20 protein-coding genes and 1 pseudogene are annotated in these 24,484 nt (G+C 50.1%); 3 read left to right on the top strand and 18 right to left on the bottom strand.

Annotation, left to right across the window (positions count from 1 at the left end; all coding sequences use genetic code 11):
- The 11 genes from ABXG94_RS00105 to ABXG94_RS00055 all read right to left on the bottom strand — a co-directional run bounded on the left by ABXG94_RS00105 (nt 1) and on the right by ABXG94_RS00055 (nt 12,164).
- Nucleotides 1–759 (bottom strand): LamB/YcsF family protein, encoded by a 759-nt coding sequence (locus tag ABXG94_RS00105; protein ID WP_353533971.1) that lies wholly within the window; start codon nt 757–759, stop codon nt 1–3.
- The gene (locus ABXG94_RS00100) at nt 759–1,784 is read right to left on the bottom strand and encodes a 5-oxoprolinase subunit C family protein (protein ID WP_353531614.1); all 1,026 of its coding nucleotides are present in this window, start codon (nt 1,782–1,784) and stop codon (nt 759–761) included. Before ABXG94_RS00100 ends, ABXG94_RS00105 begins: the two co-directional genes overlap by 1 nt.
- A complete protein-coding gene (locus ABXG94_RS00095; protein ID WP_353531613.1) occupies nt 1,781–2,533 on the bottom strand; it encodes a 5-oxoprolinase subunit B family protein in 753 nt (250 codons plus the stop codon). The genes ABXG94_RS00100 and ABXG94_RS00095 overlap by 4 nt, the downstream gene beginning before the upstream one ends.
- 314 nt (nt 2,534–2,847) lie before the next feature.
- A complete protein-coding gene (locus tag ABXG94_RS00090; protein WP_353531612.1) occupies nt 2,848–3,603 on the bottom strand; it encodes an ABC transporter ATP-binding protein in 756 nt (251 codons plus the stop codon).
- Nucleotides 3,603–4,325, bottom strand: a complete 723-nt coding sequence (locus tag ABXG94_RS00085; RefSeq protein WP_353531611.1) for an ABC transporter permease — start codon at nt 4,323–4,325, stop codon at nt 3,603–3,605. The genes ABXG94_RS00090 and ABXG94_RS00085 overlap by 1 nt, the downstream gene beginning before the upstream one ends.
- A 55-nt stretch (nt 4,326–4,380) precedes the next feature.
- On the bottom strand, nt 4,381–5,415 hold the full coding sequence (locus tag ABXG94_RS00080) for an ABC transporter substrate-binding protein (protein ID WP_353531610.1): 1,035 nt from the start codon (nt 5,413–5,415) through the stop codon (nt 4,381–4,383).
- A gap of 206 nt (nt 5,416–5,621) precedes the next feature.
- Nucleotides 5,622–6,602, bottom strand: a complete 981-nt coding sequence (locus tag ABXG94_RS00075) for a sugar-binding transcriptional regulator (RefSeq protein WP_353531609.1) — start codon at nt 6,600–6,602, stop codon at nt 5,622–5,624.
- Nucleotide 6,603: 1 nt separating this feature from the next.
- Nucleotides 6,604–7,269: a class II aldolase/adducin family protein gene (locus tag ABXG94_RS00070; RefSeq protein WP_353531608.1), complete on the bottom strand. Its 666-nt coding sequence runs from the start codon at nt 7,267–7,269 to the stop codon at nt 6,604–6,606.
- Nucleotides 7,262–8,323: a zinc-binding dehydrogenase gene (locus tag ABXG94_RS00065; RefSeq protein ID WP_353531607.1), complete on the bottom strand. Its 1,062-nt coding sequence runs from the start codon at nt 8,321–8,323 to the stop codon at nt 7,262–7,264. The genes ABXG94_RS00070 and ABXG94_RS00065 overlap by 8 nt, the downstream gene beginning before the upstream one ends.
- A gap of 13 nt (nt 8,324–8,336) precedes the next feature.
- The gene (locus tag ABXG94_RS00060) at nt 8,337–9,845 is read right to left on the bottom strand and encodes an FGGY-family carbohydrate kinase (RefSeq protein ID WP_353531606.1); all 1,509 of its coding nucleotides are present in this window, start codon (nt 9,843–9,845) and stop codon (nt 8,337–8,339) included.
- The gene (locus ABXG94_RS00055; protein WP_353531605.1) at nt 9,846–12,164 is read right to left on the bottom strand and encodes a molybdopterin-dependent oxidoreductase; all 2,319 of its coding nucleotides are present in this window, start codon (nt 12,162–12,164) and stop codon (nt 9,846–9,848) included.
- Between the two features lie 93 nt (nt 12,165–12,257).
- Between ABXG94_RS00055 and ABXG94_RS00050 the strand changes: the two genes are divergently transcribed.
- Nucleotides 12,258–13,184, top strand: coding sequence for a transketolase (locus ABXG94_RS00050; protein ID WP_353531604.1), 927 nt, complete (start codon nt 12,258–12,260; stop codon nt 13,182–13,184).
- 13 nt (nt 13,185–13,197) lie between these two features.
- Nucleotides 13,198–14,202 carry a transketolase family protein gene (locus ABXG94_RS00045; RefSeq protein ID WP_353531603.1) on the top strand — a complete coding sequence of 335 codons (1,005 nt, stop codon included), beginning with the start codon at nt 13,198–13,200 and terminating at the stop codon, nt 14,200–14,202.
- A gap of 110 nt (nt 14,203–14,312) precedes the next feature.
- Here ABXG94_RS00045 and ABXG94_RS00040 read toward each other — a convergent pair whose 3' ends face one another.
- The 6 genes from ABXG94_RS00040 to ABXG94_RS00015 form a co-directional block, all read right to left on the bottom strand.
- Nucleotides 14,313–15,848 (bottom strand): sulfatase, encoded by a 1,536-nt coding sequence (locus ABXG94_RS00040; RefSeq protein WP_353531602.1) that lies wholly within the window; start codon nt 15,846–15,848, stop codon nt 14,313–14,315.
- Between the two features lie 686 nt (nt 15,849–16,534).
- On the bottom strand, nt 16,535–17,587 hold the full coding sequence (locus tag ABXG94_RS00035) for an ABC transporter ATP-binding protein (RefSeq protein WP_353531601.1): 1,053 nt from the start codon (nt 17,585–17,587) through the stop codon (nt 16,535–16,537).
- Between the two features lies 1 nt (nt 17,588).
- Nucleotides 17,589–19,133, bottom strand: coding sequence for a sulfatase-like hydrolase/transferase (locus ABXG94_RS00030; protein WP_353531600.1), 1,545 nt, complete (start codon nt 19,131–19,133; stop codon nt 17,589–17,591).
- Nucleotides 19,130–19,972 carry a carbohydrate ABC transporter permease gene (locus tag ABXG94_RS00025; protein ID WP_353531599.1) on the bottom strand — a complete coding sequence of 281 codons (843 nt, stop codon included), beginning with the start codon at nt 19,970–19,972 and terminating at the stop codon, nt 19,130–19,132. Before ABXG94_RS00025 ends, ABXG94_RS00030 begins: the two co-directional genes overlap by 4 nt.
- Entirely contained in the window at nt 19,962–20,918 is a 957-nt protein-coding gene (locus tag ABXG94_RS00020; RefSeq protein ID WP_353531598.1) for a carbohydrate ABC transporter permease, read from the bottom strand. Before ABXG94_RS00020 ends, ABXG94_RS00025 begins: the two co-directional genes overlap by 11 nt.
- Nucleotides 20,919–20,921: 3 nt before the next feature.
- A complete protein-coding gene (locus tag ABXG94_RS00015) occupies nt 20,922–22,163 on the bottom strand; it encodes an ABC transporter substrate-binding protein (protein WP_353531597.1) in 1,242 nt (413 codons plus the stop codon).
- 189 nt (nt 22,164–22,352) lie between these two features.
- Here ABXG94_RS00015 and ABXG94_RS00010 point away from each other — a divergent pair, with 189 nt between their 5' ends.
- A complete protein-coding gene (locus tag ABXG94_RS00010; protein WP_353531596.1) occupies nt 22,353–23,246 on the top strand; it encodes a LysR family transcriptional regulator in 894 nt (297 codons plus the stop codon).
- 103 nt (nt 23,247–23,349) lie between these two features.
- Here ABXG94_RS00010 and ABXG94_RS00005 read toward each other — a convergent pair.
- Nucleotides 23,350–24,107, bottom strand: a pseudogene (locus ABXG94_RS00005) (IS3 family transposase).
- Nucleotides 24,108–24,484 lie beyond the last annotated feature (377 nt).

The raw sequence follows: 24,484 nt of genomic DNA, 5'->3' as shown, positions 1-24,484 counted from the left end.
TTAAAAGGGGCGCACAAAAATTCCCGCTTCGGTCAAGCTATTCCTAAGGGTTTGCGCCATTTGCACCGCTGTGGGGCCGTCACCATGAAGGCAAACAGTATCAATTTTGCCTGCGATTTTCTTTCCACTCTCTGTAATAATAGCCTGGCTCTTTATCATCGTTTTGATACGATTTGCAGCAAGCGTAGCATCATGGATCACGGCACCTGGCAACTTTCGGTCAACCAGTGTTGCATCATCATTGTATGCTCGGTCTGCAAAAATTTCACCGACCCAGTGACAGCCCAGCTTTTCCACAGCTTTTTGCTGTTCGGTGGCGACAAGCGCCATAATTGTAATGTCAGGTTGTATCCGTAGCGCCGCAGTATAGCAGGCTTCGGCCATCATCTGGTTTTCACATGTCATATTTGACAACGCGCCGTGCAGTTTTAGGTGATGAACTTTGCCACCCTGTGCCTTGGCCATCGCTTGCGCCGCGCCAAGTTGATAGGTAACCAGATTGGCCAGCTCTTCTGGTGACAGGTACATCCGCCGGCGCCCAAACCCTTGCAAATCGGAAAATCCGGGATGAGCCCCAATATTCACACCCTTTTTGACCGCCATAGCCATGGTTTGCGCCATGATGTCCGCATCGCCAGCATGCCAACCACAAGCAATGTTTGCGGAAGTTACCAAATCTAGTAAAGCAGCATCATTGCCCATTTTCCATGGCCCAAAGCTCTCGCCCATATCAGCGTTCAAATCGACCTGTACTTTCATCATTCAGTCCTTTCCAAGTCGTCGCCCGCTGTGACACCGCTTATCAATTGATAGCTCAACAGGTTTTGAATACGCTTTGGATCACGAATACGTGGCGTAACCAGAGCACGCAGTTTTGCCAACATACGTCTTTCAGAATAGCGATCAACCTGAACGTCATTCTCTGGAAGAAACTGCAATTGAATGCGTGTGCCGGCGGGTGCTTGGGCCAGTTTAGGTAAATCTTGCGGAATGATCGTTCCGATACGAGGGTAACCACCAACCGTTTGGCATTCAGCCATCAGAACATATGGAATGCCCTCACCAGTTAACTGAATGTCACCAGCCAGCACAAAATCCGAGGCGAGAGCAGCCGCCAAATCGCTTTGAAATCGCTCCGTTGGATGGTCAAGCCGGATACCTTGCCGATTGGCCTGATTGGAACGCACAAACTGAGTTTGGCATAAACTTTGTCGTGTTTCGATTGAGAAGAGTTCGGTTTGCGGCCCGTTCATAACCCTTAAAACGCCGCCTTGAAATCGCGGATCTGAAGGTAGACACATCAGCGTTTCGTTTTGGTCGGGATCTGCGCACAGAGGAATAACATCGTCTGGTTTCAGCGTCGCCCCAAGCCCAACGTTTAAATGCGCTGCGCGGCTTCCTAGGATTTCAGGCGTATCAATCTGGCCAGCAAAAGTTAGATATCCGTAAACCCCTTGCCTAGCGCTTCCAATGCGAAGCTCTTGACCTTCTTCTAGTCGATGGGTGCCATTCCAACTGATTTCCACTCCATCAATATGAGCCCGCATTGGTGCGCCTGTCAGCGCAAACCGTGTTGCGCTTGATACGTTGAAAGTTCCGCCGAGGCCCGCCATTTCGATGGCCGCTAAAGGATCAACCGCCGACAACAGCGCGGTTGCTTCAAGTAACGCCAATCGGTCCATCGCCCCACCCCGCGACACACCTTGAGCTATGTGACCTGAGCGTCCCAAGTCTTGGATGGACAACGCTGGTCCTGCTTGTTTGATAAACAACTCAGCACTCATGATATCGCCTCGCAATAGGCACCGCCAAGCCCCTGGGGGTTGGTCAAAAGAAGATCGCGCATTTCTGTCGAAGAAACGGCGTGAAAGCGCGCGACGTCGCCAGCTTGCAACAATATTGGTTCATCTCGTTGCGGCATAAATGGTCGAAAACCGCTCTGTCCAATATGCCGCCACCCTGTTGGGCTTTCAGCGCTGAACAATACCAATTGTCGTACCGCGACAACCAAAGATCCCGCTAGAACTTGAGGATTGATCGTAGATTGCCGTGGCATATTCCAATGCTCTGGTAACAGTCCGAGATAGGGTTGACCCGGGGCGAAACCAATTGTCAAAACTTCGATGTCTGCAGCCGTCAACTCTGTCACCGCTTGGGCCTCACTCAGGTTAGCCAAGGCTGCCACTTCAGCAAGTTGGGGTCCAAATTGCGCTCCGAATGAAACCGGGATGTGCCATCGGCGCGTTGCCGGTGGCCGTTCCGCATTTAGCCAATTTTGCTTTGAAACAAGACCTTCAACAGCCTTCAGAGCAGCTAGCGAGGTGATTTGTTCGACATCAAAGTCGATCATCACCGACGCCAACGACCCGGCTGATTGTTCTACCCAGGGGAAATTTGCATTCTCTATAGCATCCAAAAAGGCGCGCACCGCGCCAGTGATCTGAACAGAGGCTTGCAACCCAAAGCGCACAATCAGGGAATTGCTGCCAAACCGCAGGATCTGTGGTGTCTCTTGGTGATCAGCTCTTGTCATTACTCTACAATCTTAGTTTCAAACTTAACTTACAAAACGCTTACAATTTGTCAACGTAATTGCAGCAATTATTCAAACTAAGCAAAACATCCTTCAACCACTCGATAATATTTAGCTTTGGAAAAATTACACCTGATAACCAACGCGTTTTTACAAGACTAAATCAAGAATCTTTGGATTTCAGGACAAAAACTACCGTATCTTTTAGATACTTTAGACATAGGCAAACTTAGAGTGATAGACTGAACATGCTAGACCCCAAAATTGTTGATCGTCCAAAAAAAATGGCCGCGTTTTGCAACGCGGCCAAAACCTTAATGATCCAACATCGCCCATAATCGTCGTTTTATTTCTAGGAATTCGTCGGTAAGACGCATGTCATCCGTACGTGGTCTTGGCAATTGAACCTCTTCAATGTGATGCACGCGACCGGGTCGGGCTGATAGCACGACAATCTTGTCTGACAAGAAAATTGCTTCTTCAATGTCATGCGTCACAAAGACCACCGTCTTTTTTGTTTCACTCCAAGTTTTGAGCAAATCAGACTGCATACGTTCTTTGGTTTGAGCATCTAGGGCTCCAAAGGGCTCGTCCATCAACAGCACATCTGGGTCATTTGCATAGACCCGGCCAATATCAACTCGCTTGCGCATGCCCCCCGAGAGTTCACGTGGCCAACGGTCCTCAAACCCTTTCAGACCAACTGCTTCGGTCCATTTGGCCTCGATTTCACGTTGGTCGGCTCTAGAGGCCCCTCTTAGACGCGGTCCATACGAAATATTTTTCGCAACAGTCATCCAAGGGAAAACCGCGTCTTGCTGAAAAACCATCCCGCGTCGGCGATCAGTTCCCTGAATGACCGAACCATCTAGAGTCATTTCGCCGTCAGATGGATCAAACAGGCCCGCCATCATTTTGAGCAATGTGGATTTACCACAACCCGACGTGCCGATGATGGTGTTGAAGCTGCCGGATTCAAACTTAAGATCGATCCCTTCCAACACCGTCAGTGCAGATTCGCTGCCTTTGCCAAAAGTGTGGCTTAGATTGTCTACTAAGATTTCTGGCATCACTCACGCGCCTCTGACCATTGCATTAGATAGGCTTGGATGCGGCGAAAAACCCGATCCATAATAAAGGCACATGATCCAATAATCACGATAACCATCATAACTTGATCGGTTAGGAAGTACCGCCGACCTTCTTGCAACAGGAACCCAAGTCCGTTCTGCGCAGCCAAGAGCTCTGAGGCAACCAAGGTCGTCCAAGCGGCCCCAAGCGCAATGCGATAGCCTGTGATCACAAATGGCGTGGCAGCAGGTACCGCGACTGTCCGGAAGACCTGAAAGCGACTGGCACCCATCGTCGATGCTGCATCAACATAGACCTGCGGAACATTTTTCATACCAGCGATCACATTCACTACACAGACCATAAAGCAAGCAATCGAGATGATCAGCACTCGGCTGAACTCGTCGATGCCAAACCAAATGATGATAATTGGAATATATGCGAGCGGCGGGATTGGTCTCAAGGCTTCGATCAGTGGATCCACAAGGAATTCGATGGTTTTGTACCAACCAACCAAACACCCAACAACTAGCGCGGCGGTGGTTCCGATAAAGAAGCCCATAAAAATACGAAATAGACTTGCGCCCAGCGCGGCCATGAGATTGCCGGATTCAAGATTCACAAAAAAGGACTTTACGATGTCCGAAATCGGCGGCAGCAACGCTGGGTTGTTGTCTGGCCGATTGGTAAGCCAAACATAGGCCGCAAAGACCACCGCCACCGACAAGGCTCCTAATAAAAGGCGCCTTGAAGATAAGATATCGAGAATTTTCATCTTAGATTTTGCTTACGATCTGGTCACTTACCAGTGCATCAAGGTCTGGCATATTTGGAATGCGTTTATTTTCAACCAAGAACTCAGACTGAACGGCAAGTGCTTTGTTCAAGACACCGCGCTGATAAACGTCTTTGATTTCTTCTGTGTTGAAATAGAAGTAACCATTTAGCAGCGGCTCGACCTCTGGTGCGGTTACACCCGCGCGGCCGACACTTTCTTGCCATGCGATCATGCGCTGCACAACAGCGTCATTATCTTCGCGCAACATGCCGACGGCTTCGTTGTGGAACGCGGCAACGGCTTGCGTCAGGGCTTCACCCTTGGCATCAATTGTCTGCTGCGTTGTCATGAACACATCCATGATAGAAGGACGGGCATCAATTGGCATGGCAGAGCCATCTGCAAGCATGCTGGCACCCGGCAATTTGTCAAAAATCAATTTCCGAGATGTCGCAAGTGGAACAGTTGCGTCAACAGCGCCAGCAATAAGCGCTGCTTGTGCGTCAATTGGCTCCATATTGATACGGGTCAGCGGCATATCAGCAAGACCAGCTTGCTCTAGTGCGACGCCCAGAAAGAAATCAAAGTTTGAACCTGAGGTTACAGCAATTTTCTTACCTTCTAGATCCGAGAGAGAGCTTAGACCCGGCGCACCAACGATGGTGAAAAGCCCCGATGCATCGCCGCAGATCGAAATTTCACGGAAATCCGCGACTTTACGTGCCATCGCTGCCAGCGGGGGAACAGAGCCTACTGTGATTGCGTCAACAGAGCCGCCAACCATTGCTTCGATGGCCGGTGGACCAGAAGGGAACACGCTAAAGTCCATCTCGACGCCAGGTGCGAAACCCTGATCCTGCACTAGCCAATAAAGCCCAAAGGAATAGGCTGGGATGATCCCAATCTTTAGCTTTTCAGTTGCGGCATGCGCCTTGCCAACAAAGAAGTTTGGAGCCGCAAGCGCCGCACCTGCAGCAACTCCGCCCTTTAGAATATTGCGGCGCGAAATATAGCTAACCTTCGAATTCGACATGTCATCCTCCCTATGGATTTCTATGTGTATCGCCCACCTCTCCTCGGATCGGCGGTTAGTAAAGAGGTTAACGGCTAATCTTTACATTTGTCAAATGTTTTGTCATTAGGAAAGAAACGGAGCATTAATAGCCGCACTCTTACCCAGCAAGACCAGAAAACTGGTTTGATCTCGCCGTTCCTGCGTAAATGTCATGGATCTTTGTGCTACTCGCTATGTGCCAGTAACAGTTCAGCCAAAGCCTCATCGATACAAAGATGGGTCACCAATTTGCCCATAATCGCAGCGTGAACCGCGTCTAAACGATCGTCACCCGCAGCCACAAGAAACTTTTTCTTTGCTGCCCGAAGGTCCGAAATTTCGATGGCAACTAAACGATTTTCCGGTGGCAATCCAAGGGCTTGGCCGGACCGGTCGATATAGCGCCCGCACACAATGCCATTTGCTCCAGAGGCAACGGCAGCATCAAGCTCTTCGCCGCTCGCTATTCCAGCAGCTACCAGATGCGTGTCTTGTCGAATATTTCCTACAGAAAAAATCGCGACGTCCAGCGATCTAAGACGCGAAAGCTGCGCGGCAATTGTTGGTTCCGATGTTATTTGCTCGGCTAGTTTCGCCGAAGACAAAACAGCAGGTGCGTGCAATGTGTAACATTCCGCATTTAGGTAGTTTGCTATTCGAATTGCACAATCTTCGGACGTTGGAACACGATCAGACACCATAGAACCGATCATCTGGCACACAGTTACGTCGTGTAGATTGTTGCGGGTCATCACCATAGACACGGATTTGATGGTTTCGCCCCAGGCAACACCAACAGTATCGCCTGAACTTACAATATCTTGAATGGCCATTCCAGCGACGCGCGCTACTTGCGAGAGCAATTCACTGCGTTCAGACTTGCGCTTTTGGGGTTCGCGGGCACGCGCAATATAGACATCTTGCAAATCAAACTTTGCACAGAGCGCGCGCGACAATGACGAACTAGAGAGAACTTCGCTATCGACCCGAATTTCAACAATACCGCGTTCTCGACTGTCCCGTAACATATTCACAACTGTTGGCCGTGAGACCCCCATGCGTTTTGCGATCTCACTTTGCGTCAGGCCTTCGCCGTAATACAAAATCGCAACGTTTGCGAGTTGGGCATCTTTATCTGTTAAACGATTGGAACTGTCTGAACGCATATTACTCGTTTACTTTTTTCTGCCCCGATTGACCATAGTTCTTACGGAACCAATTGAAGCATCGATCAATTTCTTCCTGAGGCAACTCTTTTACTGCCCCACGGCACATAGCCAGATGAGTGGTCATCGCCGCTTCCTCAAGATACATCGCTATCGACGTTGCTTCGGTTGCTGACTTGCCCATTGTGAACACACCATGGGCCTGAACAAGCGCGGCATAGCCGCCGTCCGATGCCTCGACGACGGCCTGGCCAGTATCCACTTCGCCAGGGGTCGCATAGCGCGAACATGGGACATCTCGACCCAGCATATGTGTGATCGGCGTTAATACAGCGGGTATGCGTTCTCCGCGTGCTGCAAAGGATGTCGCATAAGGAGAATGCGTGTGTGTAATGCCAAAAACATCTGGCCGATGCTTGTAGATGTACAGGTGAACACCTGTATCAACAGATGGTTTTTGGGCACCTTCGATAATATTGCCTTCCATATCTACAACAACCATCGTGTCAGCCGTGAGTTTCTTAAACTTCACACCTGATGGCTTGATCACAACATAACCGGTCTCTGGGTCACGACCAGAGACATTCCCCCCGGATCCGACCACAAGCCCGTTGACCGGAAGTTCGTGATTTTGCTCACAGACTTCTTTTTTCAGCGCCTCAAGCATTTTTCATTTCCTCTGGAATTCCATGGGGGTAAACGACGATTTTCAGTGACTTTTCAGCCAAACGCAGCATTTCAAACGCTTCAGCGCTATCTTCGATTTCAAAACGATGCGAAATAGCTTCTTCTGCCATAATGCGTCCGGACTCGAGCAAACGAATATAGCTGTAGGTGTCGGTATGGTCAGAACTATAGCGAGACGTAATTGTGATTTGGTCGAAATAGGCACGGCTGCCATCACGCACCCAATCAGTTCCCGGTGCCAATGGGGCTCCAAGATGCATAGTCCCACCAACTTCGACAAGTTTTTCAGCGTCAGCCCAGGCCTGTGGGAAAGGCGCAATAACGATCACGGTATCAGCAAGACGCCCATTGTTGACTGCTTTCAAGGCCTGCACGGCATCCTCGGTCTTCGGGTTAATTGTGTGAGTTGCCCCAAATTCCTTTGCTTTCTCCAAGCGCCAGTCTGAGAAATCGAGTGCCACCACTTTTCCCGCGCCAAACAGCGGTGCCAGATGCACAAACCCCTGCCCCATAAAGCCCGCGCCAACGACTGCGACTGTATCACCCGGTTGAATGTTGCAAACCTTAAGGCCTGACAAAACGCAGGACCAAGGCTCAATTGTGACCGCTGCCTCTGTCGAAACACTTTCTGGCAACTTGTGCGCATCCATGCGCAGATGCTGAGCAGTGACGCGGTAGTATTCACAAACGCCACCTGGATCCAGTTTCATGGACGAATAAAACGGGTCACGCGTAAAATGCCCGCGACGTGAAAGGTGGCTGTCAACGCGCCCAACGTGATGGTTGACGAAAAGCCGATCACCGACTTTGAAGTCGGTCACCTCACTCCCAACCTTGACCACTTCTCCTATGGGCTCATGACCTAAAACTTTTGGCTCAGACTTTTTGTACCACGCCATGGTTTCACCGCCACAAAGACCACAAGCAAGCGTTCTTAACAAAATTTCCTCGGCTCCAATTTCAGGTACAGGCCGCTCTTCTAGTCGAATATCTTCAAGCGAGTGATAGACTGCAGCTTTCATCATCTGGGTCATCTTCGATCCTTTATCATTGCACCCACAGTGCTTGGCACGCTTGGGAGAGGGTAAGATATGTTTCAAATGCAGCGTCGTAGAGCGCCGCATTTTCTCGGTTTGGTGAATAGGTTGTGGTTCTTTCATGTCGCCGGGCAAGTGTGCAGGCGCTGGATTGCGACCGGGCCGCAGCCCCAAGACACGCCGCACCCCAAAGCCCATGGTCAGAGGCCGCAGTAACTTCGATCGGGGTCTGCATAATGTCAGCAATGATCTGGCACCAAAGCGCGTTCTTAGAACCGCCGCCGGTCAGCCGAATTGGCATCTTTGGCAGATGCCCACGCTCTGCAATATAGCAATGACGCAAGCTAAAGGCAGTACCTTCCATCACCGCTCGCCCCATATCTGCTTTGGTATTGACCGCACGCAGACCAAAAAACGCACCGGAGGCTTCCGGTGCAACAAAGGGCGCGCGTTCTCCGTTCAAATGCGGGAGGAAGGTAACCCCGTTAGCTCCAGGTGGTACGTTTCGCGCTAAAGCATTTAACTTGCCAGCAATTTCGGCAGAGGTCTCGCCGCCCAAGGTTTGTGGATGCAAGCCACAAAACCAATCAAAGGCAGCTGCCCCAGTGGTTGGAGCCAGAACGCGCGTAAAGATCTTTCCATTTGCATGCAGAACCGTTGCGCCAACTGGGTGATCAGAAGGCGTTATGTTGTTAGTCAGTATATTGACCACAGCAGTTGTACCCAAAATCATCATTGTGTCGCCGGGTTGATCCATCCCCATACCGACGATCATCGCCGACAGATCTAATGTTCCCACGGAAACAGCTGTTCCCACGCGCAATCCAGTGTGCGCTGCAGCTTCGTTTGTCACTGACCCTAACAAAGTCTCTGCGGATTGTGGTGCAAGCAATTTATGCTGCAAATCCTCCGCCCTAAGAGCACGGATTGCTGCGCTCGAGTAAACTCGTGTCTTGATATCCAAAAACGGAATCGAGGCGTCAGAAAAGTCAACAGCTGCTTTACCGGTCAGGTTAAAGCCAATCCAACCAGCACAATGCATCACTTTTTCGACGCGCCCCGTATCTTCAGGTGCGAATTGTTTAAGCCAACTATAAATTGCACCAGATGTGCCCGGCCAAATTGAAGTATGACAAGCACGTGCAATTTTAGCGCTATCTTTCTGCGAAAGGGCAGATAACACCGTAGACGCCCGGGTGTCGTTCCAGAGAACAGCATTTCGAGCCGGCTTGCCATGGGCATCAATGGCCCAAAACCCGTCCCCTTGCGCAGCTATGCCAACGCTTTGGATCATGTCGGCATCGACTTGCGACGCCACATCGCGAATTGCAGCAAAAACGCTGTTGCACACACCGTCCATATCTTGCTCTGAGTGACCTGCACGTGTTGCTGCAACTTGACTGGGCGCATCGCTAAAGGCCCTGCAAACACCATCAGCGGAATATGCAGCTGCCTTGACAGCTGTTGTGCCAACATCGATGCCCAACCAAAGTTTTTGCCGTGAAATATCGTCTGACATCTAACTCCCTAACTTGGTGAATGACGGTGCTTGAAACGCTTTGACATCTGGCAAAGGACCCGTCCATTTTTCGATCCAAACCAGCGCAGTATGACTGATATTGCCTTGCGTCAGACCCGAAGCGCCTTTGTCCACAGTCAGCATATTTGGATTGCCATGCACATCCATGCGCCCTTGTGTGGTATCCTGAATATCAAGCCACGCGCCCGTCGGAAGAACAATGCAATCGGCACGCATTTGGTCGCACGTTGAAACCGCTGCCAGACAAGCGCCACGGTCGTTGAATACTTTAATGATATCATCATCAGACACCCCAAGGTCTTGCGCCCTCGCTGGATGTAACGTGCAGACTTCGCGGTCTTTAACTTTGCTGTCGCGACTGGTTATTCCGTTGTCAAGCTGGCTGTGCAGGCGGGTGGCAGGTTGGTTTGAGATCAAATGCAGCGCGCCATCTAACGCTTGCCCCAACCATTCCACCGGTTCAATCCAACAAGGATGGCCCGGACAGTCACTCAGCTTCAACTGGGCGATTTTGTCACTGAACAAGCTGATTTTCCCGCTTTCAGTTTTTAGAGACTTTTGATCTGGATCTTTGACAAACTCATCCAATAGTACCCGTGTCTGCGCGTTTTGTGGCACCGTTGCGCGCCCTTCCGCGAGGAAATCTTGAAACACAGGTAAAGAAAATCCGTTTTCGCGCGCAGTTATCCGGCAATTGTTCCAGATCTCTTCTTGCCATTGCGATTCAGTTTTGCCGTCGGTGAATGCCTTTTCAAATCCCATGTGTCTTGAAAGATCTCTCAATATTTCAAAGTCATTCTTAGCCTCACCAAATGGATCTACTGCTTGCCGCATCGCGACCAGGTTTGGATCGCGACGATTGATGAATATGTCTTCGCGTTCCAGTGCCATTGTCGCGGGCAGGACGATGTCAGCGCGCTTGGCAGTCGCGGTCCAGCTGTGATCGTGCACAATAACCGTTTCTGGTTGCTGCCAGGCCTGCTCCAATCGGTTCAGATCTTGGTGATGGTGAAATGGATTTCCACCACACCAATATACCAGCTTAATATCTGGATAGATCCGTGTTTCGCCGTCATAAGTATAAGGTTGTCCGGGCGATAACAGCATGTCAGACAGGCGTGCTACGGGAATGAAGTCTTTAACTTTATTCTTACCCTGCGGCACCGATGGCCAACTAATAAACCGTTTGGGGCGCCCAGGAGGAGTTGTTGATCCATATCCAAATCCAAACCCAACACCCGGTTGCCCGATCTGTCCAAGCAAACAGGCCAATGCAAGCGCAGCCCAAACCACTTGTTCTCCGTGGTCAGCGCGCTGGGGACCCCATGCGACAGAAACCATAGTGCGGCTCTGTGAGAGCCTTTTCGCCAGATCGTGGATAACGCTAGGCGAAACATCACAGATCGTGGCCGCCCATTCAGGTGTTTTTTGAACACCATCAGAATGGCCTATTACATATGCTTTGAATTGAGAAAACCCGGAAGTGTATTGGTCCAAAAATCCTTGGTCATGCCAATTATTCTGGATGAGCTCGTAAGAAAGAGCGAGGATCAAGGCAACGTCGGTATTTGGACGAATTGAGAGCCATTCTGTGTTTTGCACTGCATTTAAATCAGATTTGAGTGGGGAAACGCAGATTGTTTGCATGCCGTTATCGGCACCATGTTGTAACCAATTTTCGACCTCGTGATCCCAAGTCCCACCTGACGCAATCTGCGCCGTGCGACCAGAAACGCCACCAAAAGCCAGAAACAGTTCACAGTGTTCAGCGATCAAAGGCCAACTTGTTAGCCCTTCCTCCACTTGCTTGTTGCTCATGCCTAGAATGTGAGGAAATATTACTTCGGCGGCTGCGTGCGAATAGGTGTCACGCGCCGCCACATAGCCGCCCGTCAAATTTAGAAATCGTCGAAGTTGAGATTGGCTGTGATGAAAACGGCCTGCGCTGGCCCAACCATATGACCCCCCGTAAATGAATTTGTTGCCATGCATATCAATCACGCGCGCAATTTCGTCCCCAGCATATCGGATAGCATCCGACCAGCTGACTTCTACATACGAATCGTCACAACGTTTCTCGCCATGATCCCCTTCCAGCCAACCTTTACGGATTGCTGGCTTTTGAATGCGCACCGAAGCATCAAGACAAGCACTTAGCCATCCGGTGCCAATTAAAGACGGCGCGCTATCTTCTGGGTTATCTGACAACACTTCGCCTTGCGTCTTGTCACGCACGCAATAAGCGCCCCAGTGGGCTACCGTCATTTTGTCTAAGGCTGGGTATTTCGCCAAAGTCATATGCTTTCCACTTTTACATTTGTAAAATATTGTGTCATATGATACCTCAATGAACAACAACAAATTCATCATTTCTATGAGGAGGTCCGCGCAATGCGCAATGAAAAGACCACAGAAGAAGTTGCGTTGGGAATACGACGTCGCGTTTTTGAGCATTCAATGCGCAACAATGGTGGCTACCTGTCACAGGCCTGCTCCGCCGGAGAGCAACTTGCCTGGCTATACAATGAGGAGCTCAAGCTTGGTGCCCCAACATTGCCAATGATCCCCAAGCCCTTCGAAGGCGTCCCGTCCCCCTCTAACCCAGATTACCACACCGGTGCAGGATACAATGGACCCGCGACCCCCGAATTTGATCGCTTGTTTATTGCGCCTGCGCATTATGCTCTCGTGGCCTATGCGACATTGATCGAGACTGGACGGATGGCCCCAGAAGGCCTTGAAATGTTTAACAAAGATGGCTCCAGTGTCGAAATGATTGGCGCAGAACATTCGCCTGGCATGGAAGTTCACAATGGTACTTTGGGTATCGGCCTTTCGACCGGTGCTGGATTGGCTTACGGGCGTCGCCTGCGCGGCGAACCAGGTCGCACATGGGTTTTTATGTCCGACGGCGAAGTCCAAGAAGGTCAAACGTGGGAGGCGGTTCAGGCGGCTTCACATCATGGTATCGACAATCTTTTTGCCATTATGGATGTCAACGATCAGCAATGTGACGGCGCAATGTCAAGTGTGATGGAAGTTGGTGACATCAGGAGCAAATTCCTAAACTTCGGAGCAGCTTGCATCGAAATTGATGGTCACGACGTCAATGCTATGCGTGACGCTGTGCAGGAAAAGCATGACGGCAAGCCACTAGTCATTTTGGCGCGCACAAACCCTTTCCACTCTATGTCGATCTTGGAAGAGAGATTCCCCCGTCTGCACTACGTGCGTTTTAAATCCGAGGATGAACGCTCTCGCATGAATTCATCGATTGCCAAAGATCTTGGCGTCGAACCAATTGACTATACACATTAAGGAGGCATCGATCATGGTAGAAATGGTATCCCGCCCTTACGCATCAGCTTTTGAGAAGTTTGCTGCTGGGAATTCTGATATCTTGTGCATGTCAGCCGACCTAACCTCGTCTTGCGAGATCGACGGCTTTCGTGACCGACACCCAGAACAATTCATGTCATTGGGCATGGCCGAACAAAATATGCTCAGCTTCGCTGGCGGTTTGGGATTGGCCGGCTTCCGTCCTTTTATCCACACATTCGGTGTGTTCATGTATCGACGCCCTTATGATCAGCTCATGGCGTCAATCGCTTATCCGCGCCGCAAAGTGCGATTAATGGGCTTTCTACCGGGCGTGACAACACCAGGCGGCATGACCCATCAGTCAATCGAAGACATAAGCGTCATGCGATCCATCCCAAACATGACAATCCTTGAGACGGGTGACGCGACCGAAGTCGAGAGCATTTGTGAAGCAGCCGACAGCATTGATGGCCCGGTTTGGTGTCGGGTTTTGCGAGGGTCAGTCCCACGATTGTTTGAAACACCGATCAAAGTTGGCGAAATGCGTGAATTGTCGACCGGTGATGACATCCTGGTCGTGACATCGGGCATATGCACCGAAGAAGCGATGCGCGCGCGTTCTGCCTTGGCAAACGCTGGCCTTTCTATTCGGCACTTGCACCTTCATACGATTAAACCATTTGATTCCAAGGCATTGCTCGACCACATTGGCTCGGTCAAACATGGTGTTGTCACTTTAGAAAACCATGTAACAGAAGGCGGCATCGGATCCTTAGTCGCTGAAACCATGGCAGATGCAGGTGTCGGCAAACGTTTGGTGCGCTTGGGCCTCAATGACACCTATGCCCATGGCGGATCACGACCTTATCTCATGCGCTACTATGGCCTGGATGCTTTGGCAATGGTGCGGGGTATCGAAGACCTGATGGGGCAGGAATTCGGTATTTCTGAAGAAAACCTCGACTCTGCCCGAGTCGAAGACGTTCACTCCCTGGTGAAGGCCGAAGCTCTGTAAAAAGCCGAACTTTCTCGCCAAACCAAAGCCGCGCTCGTTTATCGAACGCGGCTTTTCTGTTTAAAAAACAATTTTCTAGGTGGAAAGGGGCCTGCTAGGCCCCAAGTTGTTTATGCCGCTTCGAGGTCAGCATCAGTCATACCCAAACGATCCAGCTGTTCCTCCGGATACCCTTCATCATCCATCAGTTTGCGGGCCAAGCCAAGCATCCGTTTTTTCTGCTCCGGATCGCTTTGCCACAAATTTTCAACCTGTCCTGGATCATTGACGCGATCATATAGGAAGCAATCATAGGTGCGCGGGTCAATTTTGATCGGTGTTTTCCAAAGCGGCAGGTCAACCGATGGATCAAACATACCCTGCTCCGCTGGCGTTTCAGGCGGCTTGCCAACGCGACCATCCACCGGATTATCAACAATCAGAGGCCGAAAAATCGCCGTTGAATAAGTGAAAAGCGGTTTGCCTTCGACTGGAGCCCTGAAAAGAGTGTACGAACCATCCGTGACGCATAAACCCTGCCCAAATGTCCCGTAAGACAATGCATCGTGCGGACTATCTGCGTTTTCTGTCACCATCGGCAAAAACGATTTTGCATGACGATTGGCCTTGGGGATCTCCCCTCCTGCCGCTTCAATCAATGTTGCGAATAGATCGACAGTTTGCGTTAACCCAGCGACCCGTTTCCCTTTGCCCTGATGTTTGGGATGCCAAACGATCATTGGGATATTGGCATGGCTGTCATAATGAGGGAATTGCTTGCCAAAAGCTCTGCGCTCGCCCAAGTCGTGCCCATGATCAGTGGTAAACACCACCATTGTCTCGTCCCAGAGGTCCATCTCATCCATTTTCGCCATGAACTTGCCTAGCCAAGTGTCCATCATGGTGACCTTACCCATGTATTGAGACTTAAGAAAATCGAGCTCTTCAGAAGAGGTTTCGTTCATGAAACGCTCCAGATCCTCATAAACTTGATAAGGCGGCCAAATATTGAAATCATTTTTGTCGCCATCTGTGTACATAGATGCATAGGGCTCGGGCACTTCAAACGGTTCATGCACATCAAAGCATTCGACCTGTAAAAAGAACGGGCCTTTGTCGGCGTTGTCATCCAACCAATCCATGGCACCTTGAAACACTTTAGGTGCGAAGTAATCTTTCTCACCTTTGAAATCTTTGACATTGGCCGCGTATTGACGAATGTGTTCTGCTGCCCGGTATTTCATGACATTTTTCACCCAAGGCGGATCTTCAACGTTAGCATCGGGCACTTTCCAGCCGTCAACTTCATGCCCACGTACCAGTTGCAGGTTCTGAAAGCCCTGCATATAGCCATTCGCCTCTTCTTCCCAATAATGATAATGATCTGTAACCATCGCCGTATTCATACCTGTCTTGGCGATCTCTTTGGGCATGCGCGGATCAAAAACTTCCATGCCGCCCCAAGGGCGCCACAAGAATTCTTTGCGCCCCGACATGATTTCACGGCGCGCGGGCATGCACGGCAGACTGCCAACAAAATGACCGTCAAAAACATGCCCACGGTCAGCAAGCTTTTGCACATTAGGCGCACGACAATTTGTTTTGGGATTATAAGTGGTGAGGCAATCTTTGTTTAAACTATCAACAAGTACCATGATGATATTCATCATATTCCTCCGTGGGATTTGGATATTAGCTTGCCGAATGGCCACAACAACTTAACAAAAGTCATAAAAATTTACAATTGATATATTGCATGTGCCATAAAAATCACTGGCTTAGCGGCTCAAACCCCATTTGTTTTCGCGCGTAGAAAAACTTCATCAGCTTACAGGCCCTTAGCTGGAAGTACCATACTGGACATTCCGCAGATTGTGCCTCCCCAAGCGCTCGTTAACGCGCCATTCCGTTCGCAAGCGTCCGGGCATTGCCACCCCTGTGCAAAGTGTAGGGGCCGTGGATCATTGAGCTGGTTTATGAATTCCTCAGCACGCCTGCCCCACGCAAACCCGAGAAAAGAACATCGACCTCTAATCCCCCACAGCCAATCACATAATACCCTTGCCCTTTATACCATTGCTAAATCAGTGCAGCGTTGGCGGTTATAGAAAATGTAACTGGCCAAGATCTGCACCTTTGGCCTGCTCCTCAGCTTTCCCACGTAAAACGAGCCCTTCAGGCAAAGACTTCTCCAGCATATCATCAAACATTGGTCAGAATCTTCCTAGTCAAAAAATATGGATACCGTCTGATCCCTCCTCCAATCCCCACTATAAAAGAGGCACCGTAATCTCAGAACCGGTGCCTCTTATCACTCCAGCAACGAAGGGGAGATCACCCATTGCAGGAGCGTTTAGGATAATTTGTGTCCTGTCTGAGGATCAAATAAGTGCGTGTTTTCTGGTTCAATTGTAATCGACGTCATGTCACCCGGACCGATCAAAACTCTGTCAGAAACGGTAAGGAGCACAGGCTGCCCCGCCAAAGACGCAGAGATCATCGTCTCAGCACCCGTTGGCTCGATCAACGTGACCTTGGCGTTCAACCCATCCGCCGCAAGATGCATGTGCTCTGGCCGGATGCCCAATTCCAACTCTGTGCCCGCGCTCAAAGTATTGGACAGCGCCAAAACCTGCCCATCTGCCAAGCGCAGCGAACTATTATCAATGACCGTCGCCGGAAGGATGTTCATCGAGGGCGACCCAATGAATGTCGCCACAAACTTGTTCGCCGGATGATCATACAGCTCAAGCGGCGTGCCCATTTGAGAAATATGACCGCCATCAAGCACAATTATCTTATCGGCCATGGTCATGGCTTCGATTTGATCGTGCGTCACATAGACGATGGTTGTGCCCAAACGCTGATGCAACGTCTTGATTTCACCACGCATTTTCACCCGCAGTTTGGCATCTAGATTTGATAAAGGTTCATCAAACAAAAACACCTCTGGTGCGCGTACAATCGCGCGCCCCATCGCAACCCTTTGACGTTGCCCACCTGACAACTGCCCTGGACGACGTCCCAGCAAGTTTTCCAAGCCCAAAATTTCGGCAGCTTCTTTCACTGCAATGGCAATTTCGGGTTTTGGTATACGCTTGATCTTTAGCGCATAGCCCATGTTTTCGGCCACAGTCATATGCGGATAAAGCGCGTAGTTTTGAAACACCATCGCGATATTTCGCTCCCGTGGCGCAAGGTCATTTACCACAGTATCGCCAATAGAAATTACACCCGAGCTGACGTCCTCGAGACCCGCAATCATGCGCAGCAATGTGGATTTCCCACAACCAGATGGCCCAACAAGAACGGCGAATTCACCATCCTTGATGTCAACATCAATCCCATGGATCACTTCGACATCGTCATAGTTCTTTTTCAAGGCGGAAATTCGAATTTCAGACATTTCAGGTCCCATTTCCCTTGGTTGACGAAACTCTTTGGGCAATACCTGGGCCAAATGGCGCAAGAGCCGTCAGAATGTAGTCGTTGATATTTTCATCATTATGCGAAAGCCCAAAAGTCCAAAGCTTCTTGTAAAGCGCTTCGACTACCGAATGCAGGTCCTTCGGAATAACATCCAGTGGCCCACGGCCCAACTCACGTTGGCCTTTAGGCTTTACAAGCAGGTTAAGCACCTCGTCCGGGTCGTCGTTCAGATTATAAAGCTCGTCATGGTCAAACATGTTGTAAACCAACTTCCAGCCATCACTCATGACAGCCCGTTGAACGCCATAAGCTTCGTTTCCGTTTGACTGAAAAAAAACGTCGCTTTGTGATGTGACCAAGGGATCAGCTTGGGTCAAAAACTGCGTTAGTTCCTGCGATTGAGCAGACACACCAGCCAGCTCTTTGATGGTTTCGCCTAACTCCACTAGCGACGTAGGACGCTCACATACCTGGCCCTGACGAGCCCTGACAACATTTGGTCCGCCAATTACCAGTGGAACACGATAGGCAGACTGAAACGACGGTAACCCCTTGCCCCAAAGCCCATGCTCTGCAGCATAATCACCATGATCTGACAGATACAAAACAATCGTATCTTCGGCCTGCCCGGTCTTTTCTAGGGTCGTTAACAATCGTCCGAACAGAGCATCTTCATAGCTGCAGAATGCCAAGTAGTGCCGCAATGCCTCGCGGTGCTCGTCTTGTGTCAGCTGATCAAATCTATCTCGCGTGCGCGAATACAGCCCCGGTTTATCATCCATAGTATCATTGAAACTAGGTGGCAATGAGATGTCCGCAGGATCATACAAATCCAAAAACTCTTGGGGTGGCGTATAAGGGTCATGTGGTCCCAACGTGCCAACATACATGCACCAGGGATCAGCTTTGTTGGCAAGCTTGCTGCGCATGTGATGGATTGCACTCTCGACGACTTGACCATCACCAAATGGATCTTGCGCGGTGCCATAATGCAAATACCCCGGCCAACCGGGGCGAATAACCTCGCCCGGACGACGCGAACCAGTATGTGGCTCATGCCCCTCAAAAACACTTAACTCACGACTGCGCGCTTCTTCGCGCTGCGCCTCAAGCGACAGCCCACTTCCAAAGCCCGGCGATGTCACCAAAAGCTCTTGCCAACCGTAATCTGACGGGGTTTGCCAATTGCTAACATGCCATTTCCCAGCAAAGGCAAGGTCATAGCCCGCAGCCCTTAGGTCGTTTGACCAAAAGGGGGTTTTGTCACGTGGCCCACGGGTCAACGCGTTGGAAACATTCACGTTATTCCAAACACCATGTTCTGATGGATATCGCCCGGTAAAAAAGCTAACCCGCGATGGACAACAATGCGGTGACGGCGAAAAGGCATTGATAAAGGACACCGCCTTTTGACGGTATGCGTCCAAATGGGGGGTCTTGGCACGGTGATGGCTTTGGCCAGAGATCGTGCGCCCATTCTGCTGATCGGTCATAAAGATCAGAATATTTGGATTTTTATTCATCCCTTTAGCCCCGACGTTGCAATGCCTTCAACAAAGCGTTTTTGCAAAACAATGAACAATAAGATCATCGGTAACTGCGCCATCAACGACCCTGCCATCATCATCGGAAAGTCGATTGTTCGCGTCCCTGCAAGGCTGGAAATACCCGCCGCAAGGTTCAACTTTGATGGATCAGAGTTCACAACGATGGGCCATAGAAGTTCATTCCAGGACCAAAGCGCGGTAAAGATTGCCAGCGCCACCATGCCGGGCTTTGCCAGTGGCAACATGATTTCAAAGAAAATCCGTATGCGGCTTGCACCATCAATTCGCGCGGCTTCTTCCAGTGACATAGGAAGCGTCAAGAAGAACTGGCGCATCAAGAATGTTCCAAAGGCGCTAAATAGCCCCGGCGCGGTCAAAGCGGCAATGGTATCCAGCAACCCCAAAGCCTTCATGATTTCGGTTTGTGGCAGCAAATAAATCTCGCGCGGCACCATCATGATAGCCAGCAACATGATGAAAAGTGTATTGCGGAACGGAAAGCGCAGCCGCGCAAAGGCATAACCCGCCATCGAACAAAAGATAACCTGCGCAATTGTGCGCACGCCAACAGACCAAACAGAAACATAGAACATGTCCCAAAACGGAATACGGGCAAAAACACGTTCATAAGCGCTAAACTGAAAGGCCGCAGGCAATAGCTTTGGCGGCACCAAAAGCGCCTCTGGCGATGTTTTGAAGCTGGTCATGATTTGCCAAATGAATGGAAAAACCATAACTGCCGATCCCATAATCAGGATCGCATGCACAAGCATCAACCTGTGTTTATCGGATTGACTGCGAGATTTAGCGGTCATAATTCACCCACCTGCGCTGAAGCCAGAATTGCAGGCCAGTGATGGCCATAATGATCACAAGAAGAATAATGCTGATCGCCGCCGCAAATCCGCGGTTAGAGTCGATGAAACCGATCTCATAGAAATAGACCACAAGCGTTTGCGCATCTCTGTAGATTGGGTTTGTGTCAGGGTTGATCATGATGAAAATCAAATCAAACACCTGCATCGAAGCGATGACGTTTAACACTGCAACCAAAAACACCGTCGGTGATATCATCGGCAGCGTCACATCAAAGAACTGCCGAACGGGGCCTGCCCCGTCAATTTCTGCCGCTTCGTGCAGCTCCTTTGGCACGGTTTGCAACCCCGCCAAAACAAGAATGATACTACGGCCAAGGCCCATCCAGATGCCCACAAAAGCAACCGCGATGATGACGACATAAGGCGTTGTCAGCCATGAGATTTTCGGTGCTCCAAAAACACCTGTGATATGGTTAACAATGCCGAAATCACCGTTGTACATCAGCGCCCAGATCATACCGATCGCAGAGGGCAGCGTCACAACAGGAAGAAAGAATAGAACACGGTAGCCAGATAAAAACCGCAGGTTCTTTGAGTGCAACAAGGTTGCAAAAAACACGGCCAAGGGAATTTCAAGCAAAGCGACAGCGGCATACAAGAACGTATTGCGCGTCGCGACCCACATTTGTGGATCATTAAAAAGACGTTTGTATTGATCCAAGCCCACGAATGTTTCGCCGCTAAAGATGCCGGTTTTCATAAACGAAAGCTCAAAAGATCGCGCAATCGGATAGAAAAACAGGATCGTCACACCAAAGAACAAAGGCAGGATCAAAAGATACCCCGTAAAGGCCTCTCGGGTCCGTTCCGACAAATGGAACCGCCCCCGAAGAGTGCGCCCGGCAGTGGCCGGGCGCTGGGAGTGTTTAGTTACCGATGTCATGAGTTATTCGCGGTCCAAGGCAGCTTGCATTGCCTTTTGCAAATCAGCCAAGCCTTCTTCAACCGAAACACGGCCCTTAAAGATCGGTGCGATCTCTGGATTTTGTAGCTTCAACCACTCAGGTGAGTTGAAAGAACGTGGCAGTCCAAAGACATCTCCAATTTGATCAGAGATCGGCGTCGCATCAAACTTATCCGCGTAATACGCGGTAAAGTTCTTGTCAAACTCAGGATAGGCAGACAATGCGATGCCGCCGCTAGTATAAATCGCAGCCGCTTCCTTAGACCCCATAAACTCAACAAAATCATAGGCTTGATCTACATACTTTGTAGAAGCACCAATCATATTACCCAAGGACGACGTCGACGCGGCACCGTTAATGGGACCTTTGGGTAAAACTGCGACACCAATGTCGCCTTTCGCGGCCAGTTCAGATTCAGCAAAGCCGACACCCAACCAAGATCCTGCATAAATCATGCCCAACTTTCCTGACAGGAACATGCTGTATTGGTCAGTATCAGAAAGCTGCTCAACAGTTGGCGACGATCCTGCTTGCGCAATTTCTGCCCAGTATTTCACACCTGCGGCGGCCGCCTCAGTATTCCACAATGCCGTTTGCTCATCTTCAGACAGAATAGAACCACCCGCTTGGTGAATCGTATTGATCCAAACCTGACGGAAATTCAAATATGCAGCGGTTCCCCAAACACCATTGTCTGAATCCGTCAGTGCCGCGGCCATATCTTGGAAGTCTGCCCAGGTCCAGCCGGCAACGGGCTCGGCAACCCCGGCCGCTTCAAAGATCGACTTGTTATACCAAACCACAATTGCATCCCGATTATTAGGCAAAGAGAACAGTTCACCTTCATAAGAATAGATATTGCGCATCACCGGTGGGATCACTTCGACATCAAAACCGGATTTTTCTGCCAAATCGTCAATCGGCAAAACCACACCATTCGACGCATAAAGCGGGAAGTTAAATGGGTTCATCCAGAAAACGTCTGGCAAGTTACCATTGCCCGCTTCGGTTTGCAGCTTGGTCCAATATTTACCCCAAGGTGTCACCTGCAACTCGACGTCAATATCAGGATTGTGTGCCTCGTAGGCGTCGATAATTTTCTGCAAAGTCGGTGCCTGGGATTGATCCCAAATCGCATACCTAAGTTTGACATCTGCCGCAGTCGCTGCTGTCGCATATGTCACCAGAGCAGCGCAGGCCGCTGTCGTCAAATTCAGTTTCATGTTGTCCTCCCAACAAACAAACTAGATAGCCTTTCGCCGAACTATGGCTTGGCTAAAACCTTTTTTAAAAGGAATGATCGCCGAGTTTTGGCTCCGTCCCCCAAGAACCGGCGTGTTCGATTCCTATAGAAAAATTAGAACTTTGTTGGTATAAAGTATAATCGCTTTTTGGGGGATTAGGTATTACTTTTGGCTATTGATAAAAACCTTTGGGCCTTTATTCAGGTTGTTGAAACAGGCAATTTGACCTCTGCAGCCAACAAGATTGGGCTTGCGCAACCGTCGCTGACTAAGCGATTGAAATCTTTGGAATATGAGTTTGGCGGACAGCTATTTCAAAGGCTCCCGCATGGCATGGAACCCACCGAGTTGGGACACACTTTATATGCCCATGCAAAGCGTATTCAACGGCAGTATTTACAGGCGAAAGAGGCCGTTGATGCCTGCAAAACCGGGCAAATAGAAACCATTCGCATCGGTGCGGGGCCATTTGTACGCAGCTATTTCATTCGCCCGCTCTATCAAAAACTGCGCGAAAAGTTCCCCGACCTAAAGCTCGACTTCCGGGTCGACGTCCACATGCGCAACCTTCCGTTCCTTATGAATGGTGAATTGGATGTTGTTTTTGGAGCCCTGGCTGACAACCCAAACGAAGACGAACTTTTCACCTTTCCAGTCACAACGGTTGACCTTGGGGCCTTGGTTCACGAAAGTCATCCGCTCGCTCAAAAGAAACCGCAATCCATCGCTCAGCTTTTGGAATACCCGTGGGTCATCTACTCAGAGGACCCGCTTACCACCCGCATGGTTGATACATTCTTTATACGCCATGGGCTGACTTCCCCCGAGTTTAAAGTTGTTACAACAAGCTTTGAGTTTTGCTTAGACCTAGTCGCAGACGGTGATTTCATCACACCAGCCGCAACCCAGCTGGCACAAACTTACGGCCAACGGGGCATTCGTTTGGTCGATCTTAATCCAACAATGGATAGGTTTCCTATTGGCGGTTACGTCCGGCGATCTTCTTTAGAGCTTGATGTCGTCAGCACCCTGATTGAACTCGTTCAAGAATTCAAAAGCTAATCAAACAGACACAAAGCTTTCCATTTCGCCAGCACGCCACAAAATGAAACCAACCAAATTGAAGTGGTCCCATCTTCTCGAACAGTTTTGCGGCTTAGCTAAGTTATAATTGGTTTGGTTTCATGCCGCCTTTTGAGCTCCTTGCGTGTTGCAAGAATGCGCAGTCAGGTGATCGTGTGTCGAGGGCCGTGTGGGGTCGCTCCGAGTTGTAGAACCTGATCCAGTCTTTCACGATGCGTTTGGATTGGAGCCCGTCCTGCAATTCGCGCGGATAGACGGCTTTCTGTTTGAGTGATCGCCACAACCGTTCGATGAAGATGTTGTCGAGGTAACGGCCACGCCCACCCATCGATTTTTTGATGTCTGCCTCAGTCAAAGTGGTGATCCAGGCTGCACCTGTGAACTGCGGTCCTTGATCAGTATTCATAATCTCGGGCTTCCCGTATTCTGCGATAGCCTCTTGCAAGGCCTCGACACAAAACTGGTGTCCAGCGTGTTCGACAGCGGCCCTGACAGTGCTTTGCGCGTCGCCCAGTCCATGATTGCCACCAGGAACAAGACCCCACGGCGCACTAGAATGTAGGTAATGTCGCCGAACCAAACATGGTTCGGGCGCGTAAACGGCAGCTTTCCATTCTTCGCATGCAGCTCCTTGACTTCAGCCTCGTCGTCTTCCGCTCGCCTAGCATTGTCGGAAAATACGTCTGTCAGCCCATCAGGGGCCTGCCGTCTCCATGTCGTCACCTGGGTCTGATGAACCTTGCGCTTCGCTGCTATTTCTTGCGCGGTCTTGTCACCACGCAGCGCTTCGAGCGCCACCGTAACTTTGAACTTATCTGAAAACCTGCGTCTCTTCGTCATTTGTGTATCCTGTCTTCAAGGTTGGATACATCTTAGCAATCTGTTCGAATTTGCTGGGCCAATTCACATTATTGCAAAAAAGTGTGCCTATTTGCACATTAACGTTAAGCTTCCCACCTTAAACGTTGCAATTTGTTCAGATTCTCAAGCGCTATTTTCTAAGGCAGCACAACCGCTTGAGAATAGATATCACCTTCATAAAGCGGACTTAGACAATTCCTGCTTATACTGACGACTTCCACGCAGCGTTAGTCGCGTTTCGCACGATCGGCAGCTTTGGTTCGTTCGTGTCATTCGGCGTAGTCCTCACTCTTTTGGGAATGCCTACCTTGCGCAGTCAACAGCGCGTCTGGTTTGTACCGTTAGTTCGCTCTTTG

The organism is Cognatishimia sp. WU-CL00825 (genome assembly GCF_040364665.1).
Taxonomy (GTDB): domain Bacteria; phylum Pseudomonadota; class Alphaproteobacteria; order Rhodobacterales; family Rhodobacteraceae; genus Cognatishimia.
Note: the sequence above shows the minus strand (reverse complement) of the source record. Positions and strands in the feature narration are given on the sequence as shown.

Coding starts and splice junctions, on each gene's coding strand:
- ABXG94_RS00105 (WP_353533971.1), bottom strand. CDS start 759: ATGAAAGTACAGGTCGATTTGAACGCTGATATGGGCGAGAGCTTTGGG.
- ABXG94_RS00100 (WP_353531614.1), bottom strand. CDS start 1,784: ATGAGTGCTGAGTTGTTTATCAAACAAGCAGGACCAGCGTTGTCCATC.
- ABXG94_RS00095 (WP_353531613.1), bottom strand. CDS start 2,533: ATGACAAGAGCTGATCACCAAGAGACACCACAGATCCTGCGGTTTGGC.
- ABXG94_RS00090 (WP_353531612.1), bottom strand. CDS start 3,603: ATGCCAGAAATCTTAGTAGACAATCTAAGCCACACTTTTGGCAAAGGC.
- ABXG94_RS00080 (WP_353531610.1), bottom strand. CDS start 5,415: ATGTCGAATTCGAAGGTTAGCTATATTTCGCGCCGCAATATTCTAAAG.
- ABXG94_RS00075 (WP_353531609.1), bottom strand. CDS start 6,602: ATGCGTTCAGACAGTTCCAATCGTTTAACAGATAAAGATGCCCAACTC.
- ABXG94_RS00070 (WP_353531608.1), bottom strand. CDS start 7,269: ATGCTTGAGGCGCTGAAAAAAGAAGTCTGTGAGCAAAATCACGAACTT.
- ABXG94_RS00065 (WP_353531607.1), bottom strand. CDS start 8,323: ATGACCCAGATGATGAAAGCTGCAGTCTATCACTCGCTTGAAGATATT.
- ABXG94_RS00060 (WP_353531606.1), bottom strand. CDS start 9,845: ATGTCAGACGATATTTCACGGCAAAAACTTTGGTTGGGCATCGATGTT.
- ABXG94_RS00055 (WP_353531605.1), bottom strand. CDS start 12,164: ATGACTTTGGCGAAATACCCAGCCTTAGACAAAATGACGGTAGCCCAC.
- ABXG94_RS00050 (WP_353531604.1), top strand. CDS start 12,258: ATGCGCAATGAAAAGACCACAGAAGAAGTTGCGTTGGGAATACGACGT.
- ABXG94_RS00045 (WP_353531603.1), top strand. CDS start 13,198: ATGGTAGAAATGGTATCCCGCCCTTACGCATCAGCTTTTGAGAAGTTT.
- ABXG94_RS00040 (WP_353531602.1), bottom strand. CDS start 15,848: ATGAATATCATCATGGTACTTGTTGATAGTTTAAACAAAGATTGCCTC.
- ABXG94_RS00035 (WP_353531601.1), bottom strand. CDS start 17,587: ATGTCTGAAATTCGAATTTCCGCCTTGAAAAAGAACTATGACGATGTC.
- ABXG94_RS00030 (WP_353531600.1), bottom strand. CDS start 19,133: ATGAATAAAAATCCAAATATTCTGATCTTTATGACCGATCAGCAGAAT.
- ABXG94_RS00025 (WP_353531599.1), bottom strand. CDS start 19,972: ATGACCGCTAAATCTCGCAGTCAATCCGATAAACACAGGTTGATGCTT.
- ABXG94_RS00020 (WP_353531598.1), bottom strand. CDS start 20,918: ATGACATCGGTAACTAAACACTCCCAGCGCCCGGCCACTGCCGGGCGC.
- ABXG94_RS00015 (WP_353531597.1), bottom strand. CDS start 22,163: ATGAAACTGAATTTGACGACAGCGGCCTGCGCTGCTCTGGTGACATAT.